This is a genomic window from Butyrivibrio sp. AD3002 (assembly GCF_000420905.1).
In the GTDB taxonomy this organism is placed as follows: Bacteria; Bacillota; Clostridia; order Lachnospirales; family Lachnospiraceae; genus Butyrivibrio.
In genome coordinates, this window is sequence record NZ_ATVV01000046.1 from 1 (window position 1) to 15,760 (window position 15,760).

The 15,760-nt window shown below is 39.0% G+C and carries 22 protein-coding genes and 2 pseudogenes; 23 read left to right on the forward strand and 1 reads right to left on the reverse strand.

The window, feature by feature from the left end:
• The 17 genes and pseudogenes from G596_RS0119190 to G596_RS26140 form a co-directional block, all read left to right on the forward strand.
• On the forward strand, positions 1-453 hold a 453-nt coding region (locus G596_RS0119190; protein ID WP_022763429.1), incomplete at its 5' end, for a nitroreductase family protein.
• A 315-nt stretch (positions 454-768) separates the two neighbouring features.
• A complete protein-coding gene (locus tag G596_RS23030; RefSeq protein WP_022763430.1) occupies positions 769-1,329 on the forward strand; it encodes a histidine phosphatase family protein in 561 nt (186 codons plus the stop codon).
• 30 nt (positions 1,330-1,359) lie between these two features.
• Positions 1,360-1,590, forward strand: a complete 231-nt coding sequence (locus G596_RS0119200; protein ID WP_022763431.1) for a tautomerase family protein — start codon at positions 1,360-1,362, stop codon at positions 1,588-1,590.
• An 85-nt stretch (positions 1,591-1,675) separates the two neighbouring features.
• On the forward strand, positions 1,676-1,822 hold the full coding sequence (locus G596_RS24610; RefSeq protein WP_022763432.1) for a hypothetical protein: 147 nt from the start codon (positions 1,676-1,678) through the stop codon (positions 1,820-1,822).
• Complete coding sequence (locus G596_RS25690) at positions 1,819-2,919, forward strand: GNAT family N-acetyltransferase (protein ID WP_242829219.1); 1,101 nt, start codon at positions 1,819-1,821, stop codon at positions 2,917-2,919. Before G596_RS24610 ends, G596_RS25690 begins: the two co-directional genes overlap by 4 nt.
• A gap of 17 nt (positions 2,920-2,936) precedes the next feature.
• The gene (locus tag G596_RS0119220) at positions 2,937-3,269 is read left to right on the forward strand and encodes a hypothetical protein (protein WP_022763433.1); all 333 of its coding nucleotides are present in this window, start codon (positions 2,937-2,939) and stop codon (positions 3,267-3,269) included.
• Complete coding sequence (locus G596_RS23040; protein WP_022763434.1) at positions 3,262-3,666, forward strand: NUDIX domain-containing protein; 405 nt, start codon at positions 3,262-3,264, stop codon at positions 3,664-3,666. Before G596_RS0119220 ends, G596_RS23040 begins: the two co-directional genes overlap by 8 nt.
• A 76-nt stretch (positions 3,667-3,742) precedes the next feature.
• Positions 3,743-4,333, forward strand: a complete 591-nt coding sequence (locus tag G596_RS23045; RefSeq protein ID WP_022763435.1) for an HD domain-containing protein — start codon at positions 3,743-3,745, stop codon at positions 4,331-4,333.
• A 136-nt stretch (positions 4,334-4,469) separates the two neighbouring features.
• Positions 4,470-5,117: a metallophosphoesterase family protein gene (locus G596_RS24220; protein WP_022763437.1), complete on the forward strand. Its 648-nt coding sequence runs from the start codon at positions 4,470-4,472 to the stop codon at positions 5,115-5,117.
• 187 nt (positions 5,118-5,304) lie between these two features.
• Positions 5,305-5,424 carry a class I SAM-dependent methyltransferase gene (locus G596_RS26030; protein ID WP_242829221.1) on the forward strand — a complete coding sequence of 40 codons (120 nt, stop codon included), beginning with the start codon at positions 5,305-5,307 and terminating at the stop codon, positions 5,422-5,424.
• Between the two features lie 75 nt (positions 5,425-5,499).
• Entirely contained in the window at positions 5,500-5,814 is a 315-nt protein-coding gene (locus tag G596_RS0119250) for a TfoX/Sxy family protein (protein ID WP_022763439.1), read from the forward strand.
• Between the two features lie 11 nt (positions 5,815-5,825).
• Entirely contained in the window at positions 5,826-6,008 is a 183-nt protein-coding gene (locus tag G596_RS0119255; protein WP_022763440.1) for a hypothetical protein, read from the forward strand.
• An 89-nt stretch (positions 6,009-6,097) separates the two neighbouring features.
• A complete protein-coding gene (locus tag G596_RS23055) occupies positions 6,098-6,634 on the forward strand; it encodes a DUF5131 family protein (RefSeq protein WP_022763441.1) in 537 nt (178 codons plus the stop codon).
• Positions 6,631-7,074, forward strand: a complete 444-nt coding sequence (locus G596_RS23060; RefSeq protein ID WP_022763442.1) for a DJ-1/PfpI family protein — start codon at positions 6,631-6,633, stop codon at positions 7,072-7,074. Before G596_RS23055 ends, G596_RS23060 begins: the two co-directional genes overlap by 4 nt.
• Before the next feature lie 139 nt (positions 7,075-7,213).
• Positions 7,214-8,002, forward strand: a complete 789-nt coding sequence (locus G596_RS0119275; RefSeq protein WP_022763444.1) for a class I SAM-dependent methyltransferase — start codon at positions 7,214-7,216, stop codon at positions 8,000-8,002.
• A 6-nt stretch (positions 8,003-8,008) separates the two neighbouring features.
• Complete coding sequence (locus tag G596_RS0119280) at positions 8,009-8,770, forward strand: GNAT family N-acetyltransferase (RefSeq protein ID WP_022763445.1); 762 nt, start codon at positions 8,009-8,011, stop codon at positions 8,768-8,770.
• 471 nt (positions 8,771-9,241) lie between these two features.
• A pseudogene (locus G596_RS26140) lies at positions 9,242-9,376 on the forward strand (DUF6462 family protein); the annotation flags it as partial.
• Positions 9,377-9,609: 233 nt separating this feature from the next.
• Here G596_RS26140 and G596_RS0119295 read toward each other — a convergent pair.
• A complete protein-coding gene (locus G596_RS0119295; protein ID WP_022763448.1) occupies positions 9,610-11,145 on the reverse strand; it encodes a methyl-accepting chemotaxis protein in 1,536 nt (511 codons plus the stop codon).
• Between the two features lie 218 nt (positions 11,146-11,363).
• Between G596_RS0119295 and G596_RS23070 the strand changes: the two genes are divergently transcribed.
• The 6 genes and pseudogenes from G596_RS23070 to G596_RS25425 all read left to right on the forward strand — a co-directional run.
• Positions 11,364-11,552 (forward strand): HD domain-containing protein, encoded by a 189-nt coding sequence (locus tag G596_RS23070; RefSeq protein ID WP_022763449.1) that lies wholly within the window; start codon positions 11,364-11,366, stop codon positions 11,550-11,552.
• A gap of 84 nt (positions 11,553-11,636) precedes the next feature.
• A complete protein-coding gene (locus G596_RS0119305; protein WP_022763450.1) occupies positions 11,637-12,896 on the forward strand; it encodes an ATP-binding protein in 1,260 nt (419 codons plus the stop codon).
• 58 nt (positions 12,897-12,954) lie between these two features.
• Entirely contained in the window at positions 12,955-14,151 is a 1,197-nt protein-coding gene (locus G596_RS0119310; RefSeq protein ID WP_022763451.1) for a glycosyltransferase, read from the forward strand.
• Between the two features lie 323 nt (positions 14,152-14,474).
• The gene (locus G596_RS0119315; RefSeq protein ID WP_044929166.1) at positions 14,475-15,263 is read left to right on the forward strand and encodes an endo alpha-1,4 polygalactosaminidase; all 789 of its coding nucleotides are present in this window, start codon (positions 14,475-14,477) and stop codon (positions 15,261-15,263) included.
• Positions 15,209-15,601 carry an ATP-binding cassette domain-containing protein gene (locus G596_RS24635; RefSeq protein ID WP_242829220.1) on the forward strand — a complete coding sequence of 131 codons (393 nt, stop codon included), beginning with the start codon at positions 15,209-15,211 and terminating at the stop codon, positions 15,599-15,601. Before G596_RS0119315 ends, G596_RS24635 begins: the two co-directional genes overlap by 55 nt.
• Positions 15,510-15,760: pseudogene (locus G596_RS25425) on the forward strand (hypothetical protein); the annotation flags it as partial. The gene G596_RS24635 and the pseudogene G596_RS25425, both read left to right, overlap by 92 nt.

A 15,760-nucleotide genomic window follows, 5' to 3' on the forward strand; every position in this document is an offset into this window, starting at 1 on the left:
CAGAAACCAAATGAAGAACAGGTTAAATATATTTTAGAAGCGGGACGTATGGCGCCAACTGCTTTCAATAAGCAGCCACAACGCATATATATATTAAAAAGTGAAGAAGCACTTCAAAAAATGGATAGTGTTCATCCTTGCCGTTATGGAGCACCTATGGTTATATTGGTATGTGCTGACAAGGATGCTGCTAGTAATTTTCAGGGTGGAAACAGTTATTTAATGGATGGAACAATTGTTGCAACACATATGATGCTTGCTGCTACTGATATTGGATTAGATACTTGTTGGGCTGGAGTCAATGATGTTGAGCAAACACAAAGAGTCTTTAATTTGCAGAAAAATATCTATCCTATCTGTTTTTTGGATTTAGGATATCGCTCTGATGATTTTAAAAGTCTTTTAGGCAATAAGAAAAGAAATTCCTTAGATTCAATGATTAATATTTTATAGGCACGGAATAATACGTAATCAATTCAAGTAGAGAGTTTGAACTTGCGGAAGTTAAGCTTTTAATAGAGGCTATTCAGTCATCAAAGTTTATAACTAAGAAGCTATGATTGTAGCTTTTGAAGACTTATCTTCGGTAGTAATTGGATCCGTGGTGTTTTTAATCGGATTCGGAATTGCCTATTGCATTTATAGTCATAGATACCAGGAAATCATTATTTTCCTCGTTGTGGGAAGGAGCCATTTGACAGAATAATTGCTGTCTGATGGCTCTTTTTTCTGATATATTAGAACTATGCTTTTTGGAGGTGTTTAGAAATGCTTTTTTACCTTGTAAGACATGGACAGACAGATTGGAATAACGAGAAAAGAATGCAAGGGCATATGAATATCCCTATGAACGATGTAGGTATTCAGCAAATAAAGGACCTTGCAGATCAGATGGTTAGAGACAAAGTCAGATTTGACAGATTGATTGCCAGTCCTTTGGACAGGGCAAAGCAAAGCGCTGAGATTATAGCTGAGAAGACTGGCTTCAAGGATGAAATTGTATTTGACGATGATTTCATAGAAAGAGATTGTGGGCTTCTGGAGGGCGAAGTATGGTATCCGGAGCTTAATCTGGAAGATCCCAAATATAAGATGGAAACAATTTCAGAGCTATGTGAAAGAGCTCAAAGAGCGCTGGATAAATATGATTTTGCTGAAGATGAAAAAATAATGATTGTAGCTCACGGGGCAATATTGACAGCTGTAAGAACGGTATTATCAGATTATAAGATTGATTACTATGACAGGGCAGAGCCGGTTATTCAGGGAAATATTCTGTGCTGCAAAAAGGAAGAAGGAAAAGAAACTTCTTTTTTCAACATGTTCTAAAGCCAGTTGATGAAGCAGGAGAAAAGGATAATGCCACACGTTGAAATTAAGTGCTTTTCAGGAAGAACAGAAGAGCAGAAAAAAGAATGCGCGGAAAGAGTTGCGGAAGTAATCGCTGAGACGCTTGGATGCAAGACTACGAGCATTTCTGTTGCAATCAAAGATATTCCGGAGGAAAGCTGGAAAGAACAAGTATGGGATAAAAACATTGTTCCGGATGATCAGTATTTATATAAAAGACCAGGATATACATGTGAATAAATATCTATGAGGTATTGAATTAATGATAGAGTATCGAAAGGCAGTAGAGAACGACAGAGCAAGTATCGTTAAGATGGAGAGATGAATGAAAGCATTAGTGATCAACTGCAGCCCGGTCAGAAACGGAGCTACAGCGGAAATAGTAAGCATTGTTTCACAGGAATTGTCCAAGAAATTTATGATTAAAAGAGATAAAAGAATGCTTGAAATGGTAAAGCAGGAGTTGGGATGAACATCAGAATAATGACAGAATCGGATCTTTTGAATCTGTATGGGACATTATCGGATTCAGAAGTAATGAAATATATAGAAGCGCCTTACACATTGGACAAGACAAAGGCATTTCTTGAAAAAGCAGCTCTGATAGAAAAGCCTCTAATTTATGCTGCAGAGGATGATAATGGTAACTACATTGGTTATGTTATCTACCACGAGTATGAACAGGATACTAATGAAATTGGGTGGATTCTGAATAAATCTGCTTGGGGTAAGGGATTTGCAGGCAAATTGACAGAAATGCTTATAGAGAAAATAAGGCTTGATGGTAAAAATGCAATTATTGAGTGTAGTCCTAAACAGGAAGCTACAAAGCACATCGCAGGTAAGTATGGCTTTGAATATAAAGGCCAAAAGGATGGCTTGGATACTTTTGAACTTAAGCTAAATCGCAAAGTCTTTGAAGAAACAGGAGCGAAAGCACTTCATCTAAATGTCTTTTCCGAAAACATCAGAGCAAAGAAGTGCTATCAGAAGGCTGGATTTACTGAGCGGAGTGTTAAAGAAAATGCATTTTCTTATAAAGATGAAACCTGGGGAAGATGCAATATGTTCAAGATGCTTAATGGAATGATCAGAGAGGTTAAGCGGGAAGAAATCTCTTTATGTGCAAATATTATAAAAAAGAGTTTTAAGACTGTTGCTGATGAATATGGTTTTACAGAGGAAAATGCTCCGAGGTTTACTGCATTTGCAACTACCGATGAGAGACTATACTGGCACATGGATGGCGAGCATAGACCGATGTATGTGTTTGAGGTAGACGGTGTACTGTGCGGATATTACTCGTTACTCCTTCAGGATAACAATGAGTGCGAGTTGAACAATCTTGCTGTATTACCAGAGTACAGACATAAGGGAATAGGGAAAGAGCTATTGGAGCATTCTTTTAAAATCGCCCGAAGCAAAGGCTGTAGTCTGATGAATATCGGAATAGTAGAAGAGAATACGCGGCTTCGTAAGTGGTATGAGGATAACGGAGCTGTTCATGTGGGGACAAAGAAATTTGATTTCTTTCCATTTACATGTGGTTATATGAAAAAAGAACTGTAGATTATGGAGGAGTGTGTATGGGGGCATTGATTATTTGGCTTGTAATAATGGTTCCTGTAAGTGCAATACTTACAGGACTTGGAATCTTTGCCTGGAGAAGACAGAAACCTATGTGGTTCTGGTCAGGCCAGACAGTTGGTGAAGATGAGATTGGAGATGTAAAGGCATATAACAGAGCTAACGGCATAATGTGGATTGTTTTCTCTCTGCTTATGTGGTTTAGTACGTTTTTGGCATTCTCGAGCATGAAACTGGCAGGAACGGTAATGCTAGTCGGATGCATCCTCTGCGTGCCTGTGCTGCCATTTGTTTATACCAGAATATATAAGAGGTACAAGAAGCATGAATGATGAAGAACTGCATTTGAATTTGGAAGATAAGGAATGGCCACTTACAACAATTGACCACGACAGAATGATAGCCAGGGCAATAGTGGTGGATGGTGATGATAATTTCTATTTTGTCAGGGCAAATAGAGATGATGATTTTGGAAAAGCAACACTAATAGAGACAGCTGGAGGTGGGGTTGAGCCTGGTGAGAATCTCGATACAGCGATCAGACGAGAACTTATTGAGGAACTGGGTGCTGAGGTTGAAGTGATATGTAAGATTGGAGTAGTAAGCGATTATTACAATCTGATTCACAGGCATAACATCAATAATTATTATCTTTGCAGAGTTAAATCTTTTGGTGATAAACACCTGACACAGGATGAAATAAGCGTGCGAAGGACTTACTTGATGTAAAGGAGTAGAAGCTTCTTTGTGAGTTGGATAAACTATTGTAATACATTAAGAAAGATTGATGAAGGATGAGACTTAAATGAGCAGTGACATGATAATCAGTGAAGCAATAGAGTATGTTAATAAGCTGTTTGCAGGGAATTCCGATGGGCATGGAGCAGATCATACCATGAGGGTATATCACAACGCTCAGATACTTATGGAAGCATACCCTGAGGCAGATGGTTTTGCAATTTCATTAGCTGCATTATTACATGACGCTGATGATTATAAGCTTTTCAGCACAGAAAACAATGCAAATGCCAGATCATTTATGGAACAAAAAGGCCTTCCGTCAGAAATGGTAGAACAGATCTGCAAAATTATTAATTCCGTGTCATTCAGCCATAACAGAGGCAGAAGGCCCGAAACACTGGAGGGAAGGATTGTCCAGGATGCAGACAGACTTGATGCCATTGGAGCGATAGGGATTGCCAGAACATTTGCATATGGCGGGAAGGCTGGAAGGGGCTTGTCAGACTCCATAAAGCATTTTTACGATAAACTTCTTTTGTTAAAAGAAGAAATGAATACTGATGCAGCTAAGGAGATGGCCCAAAAGAGGCATGAGTATATGAAAGATTTTCTTGAAGAATACTATTTGGAAACTGGGTATAGGTACGAAGGATGATGGATTACAGAATAATAGATGGTGCAGAGAATATGAGAATGGAAGATATCCAAAGACTCCTTAAGATGGCTTGTATAGAAAATTTGGTTTTGAGTTAAACACAGAGCGTGCAATGATTAAGTAGAGGGTAAAAACGATGCTTATAGGAATCCTTTCAGATACACATGGACTATTAAGGCAGGAAGTGATTGATGGCTTTAAAGGTGTTGATCATATCATTCATGCCGGAGACATAGATAATAAAGCAGTCATTGATCGGCTTGAGGAGATTGCTCCCGTTACAGTTGTGAGAGGAAATGCGGATAAAGAGTGGGCTGAAAATCTTCCGGAGACTGCGATAGAAGAATTTCTTGGCAATAAGATCTATGTTATTCACAACAAAGGTAAAATTCACGATGATCTGACGGGGATAACAATTATCATATATGGACACAGCCATAAATACAGCCTGGTAGAGAAAGATGGGCAGGTCTGGTTTAATCCTGGCTGCTGTGGAAAAAGGAAACCGGAGCAGGAAGTGTCTTTTGCCCTTCTTGAGATATCGGGCTCTGGACAGTTTGAGTTTAGAAAAAGAGTCATAGATAACTCGGGTCAGGATTCAAGGCTTCCAAAGGATATAGACAGGATAATTTCCAAGGCAATGGACATGACAGATAAAGGAAAAACGCATAAAGAAATTGCCAAGAAGCTAAAGATATCAGAAGAGCTTGCAGAGAGCATTTGCAGAATGTACCTGACGCATCCGGGAGTTGATGTGACGGGGATTTTACAGCGGATAAGCTGAGAGGTGCCTATAAATGGAACTAAAGCGAATTGGAATTGAGCAAAAAGAAGCGATAAAAAGCTGTTTGTAAGTGTGTTTACTATAGAACCATGGAACGATGACTGGTCAGATGAAAAGCAGTTGGATTGCTATATAGATGATCTGATTGGACAGGGATATTACAACAATCTGCGGGTCATACTTTGATGTGCCCTTTGGAGATGGAATATTTGATGCTGCAGTTTCTGTGGAATCGTTACATCACTTTTCAAAAGAGGAAAAGATTCCTTTATATTTGGAATGTCAGAACAAATGCATTTTATTCTAAGCTTGGGTATATAGAAGCAAGACGGGATAACGAGTTTATTTATTATTCTAAGAAACATGAGTGAAAGAGGTAAGTATGGCATCAACTAAAGAGTACCTGGATTATATATTAGAACAGCTTTCGGGGCTTGATGAAATAACATATAAGGCAATGATGGGCGAGTACATCATCTATTATCGTGGCAAGATCGTTGGTGGTATCTATGATGACCGCTTCCTTGTAAAGAACGTAAAGGCAGCCATAGACAAGATGCCTGACGCTGATCTGGAGCTTCCTTATGAAGGGGCAAAAAAGATGCTGCTTGTTGATGATGTTGATAATAAGAAGTTTCTTAGAGATCTTTTGGAAGCAATGTATGATGAGCTTCCTGAGCCCAAGAAAAAGAAGTGAGGCAGAAATTCATGTGGAAGATAAAGCAATTTTTTGATGGGGACTTTGGCTGCGAGGAGCTCGCGCCAGGAGAAAAGCCAAAGGTCTCAGTAACACTTGAAAACGAAGAGGGCCAGACAAAGTTTGTATCTGTAGAGGATGCATGGCTTATAGATAGAGGGCTTAATATAGGCGATGTTTGGCCTGCGGAGTGAAAGAAGGAATAGTTACGATGAAAATCTTTGCATTTGGGCTGTGACTTTGGGATAGTGGGGAGTGATTCATATCTAACTGGATGGTTTTCATGATGGAGCAATTATCGTTTTTTGAGAAAAAACACAATGATCCACGGCCTCCGCTGGCACTTAACTGGAATCTGTGGCATGGATGCACCAGAGCAAGTACAGGGTGCCTAAATTGTTATGTTTACCGAAGAGATGAATCCATAGGGAAGGATCCTACAGTTCTTCATAAGACAGATAACTTTAACCTCCCAATCCGAAAACTAAGGTCAGGACAGTATAAGGGCATGTATAAGGTTCCATGCGGGTCACACATTTATACATGCTTTTCTTCAGATTTCTTTCATCCCGATGCAGATGGATGGAGAAAAGATGCCTGGGAAATGATGCATGAGCGTTCAGATTGTACATTCTTTATGATTACTAAAAGACCTGAGCGTACCGATGGGCGACCGCTCATCGAGGAGGTTTCCGTAGGTGGAGAGTCAGGAGCAAATGCAAGGGTCTGCGATTATAAATGGGTAGAGAAGGTATGGTTACAGTGTAAAGAGAACGGAATCTCATTTTATTATCACCAGACAGGAGCAAAACTGTTGTGAGTACATTTGGAGTTCCGGTTACAGTAGATACACTTTTAAATGAAGTGAAAATAGAAGATTATGATGCGTTGGCTATTCCGGGCGGATTTGAAGAATATGGATTTTATGATGAAGCTTTTTCCGAAGAAGTATCTGAATTAATAAGAGGGGTTAACAGCCAGCATAAACCTATAGCGTCTGTCTGCGTTGCAGCTCTGGCACTTGCTCATAGTGGAATCCTGACAGGAAAGAAAGCAACAATATATCACTTAAATGGTGGAAACAGGCAGAAACAACTAGGTGAATATGGTGTTGAGGTAATAAATGAGCCTATCGTTCAGACAGATAATATCATCACATCATATTGTCCACAGACTGCTCCGGGAGTTGCATTTTCTCTCTTAAGCATTCTTATGGGAGAAGAAAAGATGAGCGAAGTACGTACAGCAATGGGGTACTAAGGAGGGAAAAGTGAAAATACTTTTGGCTGACCAGAATAATCTGGAAGATGTAAGAAATATAAAGAGATCGAGTATAACAGGATTGAAACAGAGAATGGAGATTATCTCTGTTATGATGTGATGATGCTGGAGAAGGCTGATGATAATTCAGGATATTGATAAAGGAAGGCCCTTTGACTGGGGCAAAACATCAGAGGATTATGCCAAGTACAGGGACATTTATCCGCAGGAGTTTTATGAGTACATTTTGCAGCTGGGTTTGTGTAAGGACGGACAGAGGATACTTGATATAGGAACCGGCACAGGGGTACTTCCGAGGAACATGTATAAGTACGGCGCGAAGTGGACGGGAACTGATATTGCCGATAATCAGATCAGGCAGGCAAAAGAACTTTCTGAGGAAGCTGGGATGAAGATCGATTTCTTTACATCCAGGGCAGAAGAAGTTTCTTTTCCTGATAATACATTTGATGTGATAACGGCATGCCAGTGCATATGGTACTTTGACCATGATATTACGGCGCCAAACTTTGCAAGAATGCTTAAATCGAAAGGCAAATTTCTGATTCTTTACATGGGGTGGCTTCCATATGAAGATCCGATAGCAGGTAAAAGTGAAGAGATCATTTTAAAGCATAATCCAAACTGGACAGCTTATGGTGATACAGTTCATCCTGTCTGGGTGCCGGAGCAGTACTTGAGGTATTTTGATTTATTATCGCAAGAGCAATTCAGAGTTGATATTCCGTTCACAAAAGAGGGATGGCATGGAAGAATGCGGGCCTGCAGAGGCGTAGGGGCATCAATGTCACCAAAGCAGCTGGATGCATGGAATAAAGATCACATGGAGATGCTACAAAAAGAGGCTTCTGAGAACTTTATGGTAAAACACTACATATCAATTGCTGAACTGCAAGTGAAGGAATAAGGAATAATGATAAAACTTACAGATTACAGAAAAATCAACCATTTGGTTGATCAGATCAGAATAGAGAAAGTATACCCACTGTCCATTTTAGAGGGGATTCAAACGGGCGAGATATTTGTCGATGATGACGAGGCACCAACAGCAGCATTAGTGTGGCATTATTGCGGATTCGCCAATATCCTGGGGAGTTATGACGAGAACTTTATTGAAGAAACTATGAAGTTGATGCAGGATCCTCCGGAAGGTCATTCGGGACGTATGGCACTTCAAACCGAGAACGACTCTCACTTAGAGGAGATGATACTGAGAACTCCAACGGTTGCTAAACACGAGAGGTATATTTTTGAGTTTGAAGGAAAAAAAGACATTATTCCGCACACGCTGGATGCTAAGCTCAAGGAAATATCACACGATAATTATGAATTGATGAAGGGAAGGATCATCCCTTCTTTCTCATGGCCAAATAAAGAAGAGTTTTTTAAGAACGGTTTCGGGTATTGCCTGATTGAGGAAGGACGGATGTTGACTTGTGCATTTGCTTCAGGTGTATCAAAAGAGTATGTGGATATTGGAGTAGAAACATCAGAGGAGTGTCGCGGGAAAGGGTACGGACGGATTGTTGCCGCTGAAATGGTAGAAGAAATTTTAAGAAGAGGAAAAACTCCGGTATGGGACTGTGATATAAGGAATGAAGCTTCGATGAGACTGGCCTGCTCGGTTGGGTTTGAAATAGTTGGGACTCATCCGTGGTATAAGAGTGAAAAGTGATGGAGATTTGTAAAGCCATGATAGTAATAAAAACTTCTATTTTTCCGGCATCAAAGGAAGAAGTGTTTAACAAACTGCAGAAGCTGAAACTATTACAGTATATAGCCTGGCCATGGAGAGGTAAAATCGTCCAAATAAATCCAAGCGTGCCATAAAAGTACTACGATTTCTTTGGAGCCCAACGGCCTTCTACGGCGTTCAGTACCGAGATTGTACCTGGCGGACTTCCGCTCTATTCGCTTATTGGAGTCATTTAGTGTTGTCAAAATGTGGCAAAAAATGATTCAGATTCATGAGGAACAGTTGATCATGAGAAGATAATACCGGTTATCTTGCCTGACTCCAGAAGCAATAAATAAATCTAACTATATTAGGACATATACATTTTTCAAATGAAAAGAAGAATGTGTATGTCCTTTTTATATTCTTCTTTTCTTACACATCTTGGCCACCAAAGAAGGAGGCTTAAAGATGAATCGACCAAAACCACCACCAGTTGATTTAGACAAATATTGTGAAGGCAGATCCAGGAACTTTGTTTCCTATCAGGACGGAGCCAGGATGTATGGAATGAGTTATTGGGGCTTCGTAAGATTGTGCCAGGAAATTGAAGCCAACAACCCACTATGCCAAGCTTGCGCACACCACCATCTGTTTTTGGAATCTCAACTCGCCTGACTGGCGATGGGGTATAGACACCCTTGCTTTCGGCTATATCCTTCCCACTACCGGGCGGATTCGGGACTTTAACCCGTTAGAAACGTGCGCCGCTAGGCGCACATAGAAAAAGACTGTGCCCTCTTTTTTAGAAGGCACAGTCTTTTGACACTCACATCTTTTTAATTATTTAGAAGACGATTAATCTCATCAACCATGTCATTGATTGCACTAGCCTGCTGTGCAACATGCTCAGTATTTGTAGCATTATTTCCAGCCATGGTACTGATAGCCACAAACTGCTCGTTCTCACTTCTGATACTCTCTGCGATATTCTGGTTAATCTCAACAGTTTTTCTGATGATTTCTGACTGGCGTTTATGTGCCTCATTCATCTCTTCAATTGCATTAACCGAATCATTCAGCATTGTAGTCATTTCACTTATGTCGCCAAATACTGTCTTAAACTGTTCATTCTGTTCAGCAAGCTTATTGGCATTTATCTCAACCTGTCCTGTAATCTCTTCTACGTTCTTCTGAACTCTTTCAATTATTGCACCAACGTCCTTAAGTGAGCTCTGCGTGTTTTCTGCAAGCTTACCAACTTCAGTTGCTACAACAGCAAATCCCTTTCCAGCATCACCCGCTCTTGCGGCCTCAATTGAAGCATTAAGAGCAAGAAGGCTTGTTGATGACGAAATTCCCTGAATAAGTTCAAGCGTTGTTCCAATTTCTTCTACTGCCTTTAGAAGTCTGTCTGCAATATCTGTTGTAACTGCCATAGAATCAGAAACTTCCGAATTTATTCCCTGAAGATCATTTAATGATTTCTCATTTTCTTTTGACTTCTTAAGAAGGTTGTCAGATGTCTTCTCAACAGTCTCAACATTTTCTTCTACAATGCTTGCGCAATCATTAAGCTCTGACAAGTTTGCCATACTCTCATCTGCTTTATTACCAAGAATATTACTGTTTTTAACAAGCTCATCACTTGTTGCTGATAACTCTTCTGCTGAAGCGCTCTCACTTGATGAGATATCCAAAAGAGTTGTTCCTGCAGTTACCATCTTGGAAGATATTGAACGAACAGCATCCATAACACCTGTAACACGCCTGTTGTTCTCTTCAAGCTCATCCTTTTTGGCAGTAATCAAAAAGTGTGAAACAAAGAATAAGAACATTACAAGGCCGGCTAACGAAAGCACAAGGCCTACAACACACATGATTACATCTGTAATAAAGAGTTCGTCTTTTACTGGCAAAAGAGCTGTGCCTCTGACAAACCATGCAATAAACATAGAAACAATACAAATACTACCGGTAACGGACAGTAGCTTAATATCCATAAAGAATCCGATAAGTATCAGGAAGAAACATAAAAATCCCCAGAATGTTCTGGTCGGAACCATGTAAATAATGTAGTTCCACTGAAGGATAAGAACAACTGAGCAGAAAATCTTTCCTATTTGAAGTTTTCCATCTTTTAAATATCCATCTTCATCAAATGAAGACTTCAGAATCAGCATTCCTGTAATAAAGAAACACACATCCATGATACTGAAAATTATTACTGCGATCCAAGGGATAACCTGATAAAAGCCAATTGTCTTTTCTACTATGAACATTGCTGTAGCAAACATACAGGCCGATACCAGTGCAGTAATACCCCATTTAAAAACCGCAGACAGGTATACTTCAAAAGCAGATTTTTTATTCATTGATAATTACCTCCTGAGATAAATGGTTTATATTAATTAGATTGCCATAACTATAATACTAAATTCCGCAAATTCTCATAAGTAAATATCTATGAAATAATTATTAAAAAACTCTGCGTTGAAATGAATTATTTATTTCACCTTGTATCACCTGTCTTTCCGGCATTTAATTGCATACAGCATTACTTCTTCTTACATATATAAAGAAGGTGCAATCTTTGCCAGAGGAATTATCTAAAGATATATCTGAGCTATACAAAGAGATGGATGCGCAGGAAACTAAGGAAGCAAAGCTATACAAGTCTCTTGATAAGCTTGAAGCTCTTATACAGCACAATGAATCTCCTATAGATACATGGTCAGAAAACGAGTATGAGCTCTGTGGAATTACTTGTTTATCTTTTTGACAAGATAAATATTCTTGATTTTGTCGAGTGCGTGCGATAAAATCAACATAGAACATCGTATCAATATGATAACCGGAGGCGGACATGAATCATAATATATTGAAACGGGTCATCCTTGATCAGATTGAGATAATTCAAAGTGCTGAAATCATAGAACGTGACTATGACTTCGAAAAGAATGTCAATTATATTCTTGTCGGGCTTAGACGAGCGGGAAAATCGACACTTTTATATAAAATAGCCAGAGAACTTGTTGAAGCAGGATGCGATTGGTCTCAGATAATTTATGTCAATTTCGAGGATGACAGACTATTGGGGTTTTCAAAGGATGACTTTAATGACATCGTAGAGACTGCTTATGAGCTCACGGATGCCAAAGAGTTATACTATTTCTTTGATGAGATTCAGATCATTGACGGCTGGGAACATTTTGCCAGAAGAATGGCTGATCAGAAAAAGCATGTATACATTACGGGAAGCAATGCTAAGATGCTTAGCTCTGAAATGGAAAAGGCTCTTGGAGGCAGATATTTGTCCAAAATGATCATGCCTTTTTCTCTTAGTGAGTCACTGGATTACAAGGAGATAGCTCATGATGAAAAGGCATTTCTGACAACTTCTAAAGCTGCCAAAGTTCGCAGAGGATGCCAGGAATATATTTTGAGTGGTGGCTTTCCTAAAGCGCAGCTTTTATCCAACAAAAGAGAATATATTAAGAGTGTCTATGAGAAGGTTCTCCTTGGAGACATTATAGAGCGTGAAAAAGTGAATAATAAGATGGCCCTCAGGCTTATGATAAAGAAAATAGCTGAAACAGTGATGCATGAAATATCTTTCAATACGCTGGCAGGGAATGTAAAAGCAACAGGAATTAAGACATCAACAGATTCGATGATTGACTACGTTTCGTACGCTGAAAACGCATATCTCCTGTTCAGAAACAGGAATTATGTCTCGAAGTTTGCAGAAAAAGAGAGCACTCCAAGGTTTTATTTTTATGATAATGGCATTTTGTCATTGTTCCTTGTAGATAAACCATCAGCGCTATTAGAGAATGCAGTTGCGGTATATTTAAAGCGTAGGTTTGAAGAAGTATATTATTTCAAATCCACGCGGACGGGAATAGATATTGATTTCTTTATTCCTGAAGAAAACTGTGCTATTCAGGTTGCGTATAGTATAGAGACAGCAGAAGACAGAGAGACTAAGAGTCTTGTATCTTTTGCAGAGAAAACAAAGGGGATACGACGCCTTATTATAGTTACTAATGAGGAAGAACGTACGATTACGAAAGATGGTCTTACCATAGAAGTGATACCTGTTTATAAGTTTATTATGGGGTAGCATTCTGATTGAATATTATATTTTTATATAATGCAGCAGGTTAGGAGTTATATATTTCATGAAAACTATCATTTTCACAATGGGAACAAGAGGAGATATCCAACCGTACATATATCTTGCAAGGGCTCTTAAGAAAAACGGACATGATGTTAAACTCGGTTCTCATCCCTGTTGGAGAAAACTTATTGAAGAATCGGGTTTTTCTTTTCTTCCCGTCGGACCTGATATTGATATAGAGATGGAAGCAGCTGTTATCAGAGGTAAAAGTTCAAATGCTGCCCTTAGCATGCTTAGGACAATGAATTTCATATTTAAGATCATTCAGAATTCAACGAATGAAATATATGAGGCATGCAAAGGAAATGATCTTATCATAGTAAGTCACAGTCAGATGGGAGCAGTAGAAGCAGAGGCCTTGAATATTCCCACAGTAAACGTGACTTTGCAGATTGAAATGATCCCCGAAAAGAAAAAGCCGCAGACATTTATTAATAAGCTTATCGGGGGGGTGATCGGTAAACAGATAAACAAGCCATATAACAAGATCAGAAAGGTTTATGGTCTTAAAGCGATGAGAGTCGGTGATTCCCTGATGTCTCAAAAACTCGACCTGATCCCCATAAGTAAATTTGTTGTGACAAGAAGCCCGTATTGGGAAGACCAGCATATTTTGACAGGCTATTGGTTTGAAGAAGAGGAGGTATATTCGCCAAGTGAGGAATTAACAGCCTTTCTTAAAAGTGGTGAAAAGCCTGTTCTGCTCGCACTCGGCGCAATGTCATTCGAAGATAAAGCAGAAACGGATAAACTGGATATGTTTGTCAAAGCATTTCAAAAGGCGGGATGCAGGGCAATCATACAAGGCTTTCAAAAATCACTTGAAGAGTATAAACTTCCGGAAACAATGATGTCTGTTGGGAGTGTTCCTCACAGCTGGCTCTTCAAACAGTGCAGCTTCGTGATTCATCACTGTGGTTTTGGAACATCTGCTGCAACCATGATCTATGGAATACCGTCTATACCGGTTCCTCATGTGCTGGACCAGATGGGATTTGCAATGCAGCTTAGAAATTTAAATGTGGCCACGGAACCATTGAAAGCAAAGGAGCTGACTGAAGAAAATATCTATAAGTCCATTGTTCAAATGCAAGATACGTATGATGAAAAAAGCAAAAATGCAATGGAAATATCTGATAAGATCAGGACTGAGGGTGGATTGTCTGAAACAGTACAATTAATTGAAAGTGTTATATGATTTATCTTCTTTTGGCTTCTATCATAAAAGCACTTTATTATAATAGTAGAAAATCTCCATTAATGTGCGTTCACAAAAACGGTTGGTTTCGTGAACACTTTTTTGTTATAAGGAGTTTTTTATATGAAGTGGCTAATATTTCATTTCAGAGTTTTAATGAATAGCTTATGTACATTTCAGATTATGCTTTGTAAAATAATTACGGGCAAATAATAATATATGTGAGGAGAACGAAAAGGTTTATCATGGGGAATTTAATAAGTGTGGCTAAAAGAAACTTAAGCCGAAGGGGTCTGGTGCTGACATTGTGCGTATGCTTTTTTATGGGAGTGTTTAGCATGAATGTTTGTGCCGGGAATAAATTTGCTTACGATTACGGCGTTTTTCTATCGGTAAATGCCGGAAAGAGTGCCATGAAAAAGTTTGGGGATTATAAGACAATTGTCCTCGATGTTCAGAATGGCTTTTCATCAAAAGATATTAAGAAGCTAAAGAAAAAGGGACATAAAGTCTACAGCTATATCAATGTCGGAGCTATAGAGAATTATCGGGATTATTACAGCAGATTCGAAGATATAACACTTGGTGTGTATGATAATTGGCCTGATGAAAAATGGGTCGATGTCTCAACGGAGAAATGGCAGAATTTTATCCTGAATGAGCTTTCTACGGAGATAGATGAAACCGGAGTAGATGGTTTTTTTGTAGATAATATCGATGTTTATTATCTGTATCATACTGAAAACATATATGCCGGTGTGGAAAATATTCTCAAAGGTCTTAGCAAAAAGGGAAAAGTCATAATCAATGGAGGAGATACCTTCATCACAGAATATTACGAGAAAAATGGCAACCTTAACGGGATTCTTGATGGTGTAAATCAGGAGACGGTTTTTTCAAAAATAATTGATTATGATAAGGATAAGTTTGGGAAAAACGACTCCGATGAAACGAAATATTTCAAACAATACTTAAAGACTGTAAAACGTGCCCATAAAAAATGCTATCTGCTGGAATACACCAAGGATAAAAAATTGAGCAATAAAATAAGAGAATATTGCAAGAAAAAGCATTACAAATACTATATTTCGGGGCGTCTGGATTTGTCCTGAAACTAAAAAATGTATTTCACCTTACGAAAAGTGCAACTCACCTGAGTTGTGCTTTTTTCGTAAAGCAGGGTGAGCTGTTTGCTTTCCTTGGAGAAAACGGTGCCGGTAAATCAACGACAATAAATATGCTGAGCACAATACTTCCAAAGTCATCAGGTGAAGTCCTTGTTATGGGACACGAGCTTGGAAGAGAAGATGATTCCATCAGAAAAGAAATCGGAATCGTTTTTCAGAATTCAGTTCTTGATGGGAAGCTTACAGTTAAGCAGAATCTTCTCACAACCGGAACTTACCTATATATCAGCGTGCGATATCGATTCTGCGACAGATTCAATTGATGAGTATATAAAGACAGGATTCTTTAAGTCACTCGATGTCTGCGGCGGCGAGAATATTCGACCATTTGAAGCTTTTATTCCCCTGTATCGAAAAGCTGAACATTACGGACTTACTAAGATAATACATGTTGGTGAGTCGGGATCTGCAGATGATGTAAG

Coding starts and splice junctions, on each gene's coding strand:
- G596_RS24220 (WP_022763437.1), top strand. CDS start 4,470: ATGCTTATAGGAATCCTTTCAGATACACATGGACTATTAAGGCAGGAA.
- G596_RS0119315 (WP_044929166.1), top strand. CDS start 14,475: ATGGGAGTGTTTAGCATGAATGTTTGTGCCGGGAATAAATTTGCTTAC.
- G596_RS0119305 (WP_022763450.1), top strand. CDS start 11,637: ATGAATCATAATATATTGAAACGGGTCATCCTTGATCAGATTGAGATA.
- G596_RS24610 (WP_022763432.1), top strand. CDS start 1,676: ATGAAAGCATTAGTGATCAACTGCAGCCCGGTCAGAAACGGAGCTACA.
- G596_RS0119280 (WP_022763445.1), top strand. CDS start 8,009: ATGATAAAACTTACAGATTACAGAAAAATCAACCATTTGGTTGATCAG.
- G596_RS23030 (WP_022763430.1), top strand. CDS start 769: ATGCTTTTTTACCTTGTAAGACATGGACAGACAGATTGGAATAACGAG.
- G596_RS23055 (WP_022763441.1), top strand. CDS start 6,098: ATGATGGAGCAATTATCGTTTTTTGAGAAAAAACACAATGATCCACGG.
- G596_RS23045 (WP_022763435.1), top strand. CDS start 3,743: ATGAGCAGTGACATGATAATCAGTGAAGCAATAGAGTATGTTAATAAG.
- G596_RS23040 (WP_022763434.1), top strand. CDS start 3,262: ATGAATGATGAAGAACTGCATTTGAATTTGGAAGATAAGGAATGGCCA.
- G596_RS0119295 (WP_022763448.1), bottom strand. CDS start 11,145: ATGAATAAAAAATCTGCTTTTGAAGTATACCTGTCTGCGGTTTTTAAA.
- G596_RS0119200 (WP_022763431.1), top strand. CDS start 1,360: ATGCCACACGTTGAAATTAAGTGCTTTTCAGGAAGAACAGAAGAGCAG.
- G596_RS25690 (WP_242829219.1), top strand. CDS start 1,819: ATGAACATCAGAATAATGACAGAATCGGATCTTTTGAATCTGTATGGG.
- G596_RS0119250 (WP_022763439.1), top strand. CDS start 5,500: ATGGCATCAACTAAAGAGTACCTGGATTATATATTAGAACAGCTTTCG.
- G596_RS0119275 (WP_022763444.1), top strand. CDS start 7,214: ATGATAATTCAGGATATTGATAAAGGAAGGCCCTTTGACTGGGGCAAA.
- G596_RS0119220 (WP_022763433.1), top strand. CDS start 2,937: ATGGGGGCATTGATTATTTGGCTTGTAATAATGGTTCCTGTAAGTGCA.
- G596_RS0119255 (WP_022763440.1), top strand. CDS start 5,826: ATGTGGAAGATAAAGCAATTTTTTGATGGGGACTTTGGCTGCGAGGAG.
- G596_RS0119310 (WP_022763451.1), top strand. CDS start 12,955: ATGAAAACTATCATTTTCACAATGGGAACAAGAGGAGATATCCAACCG.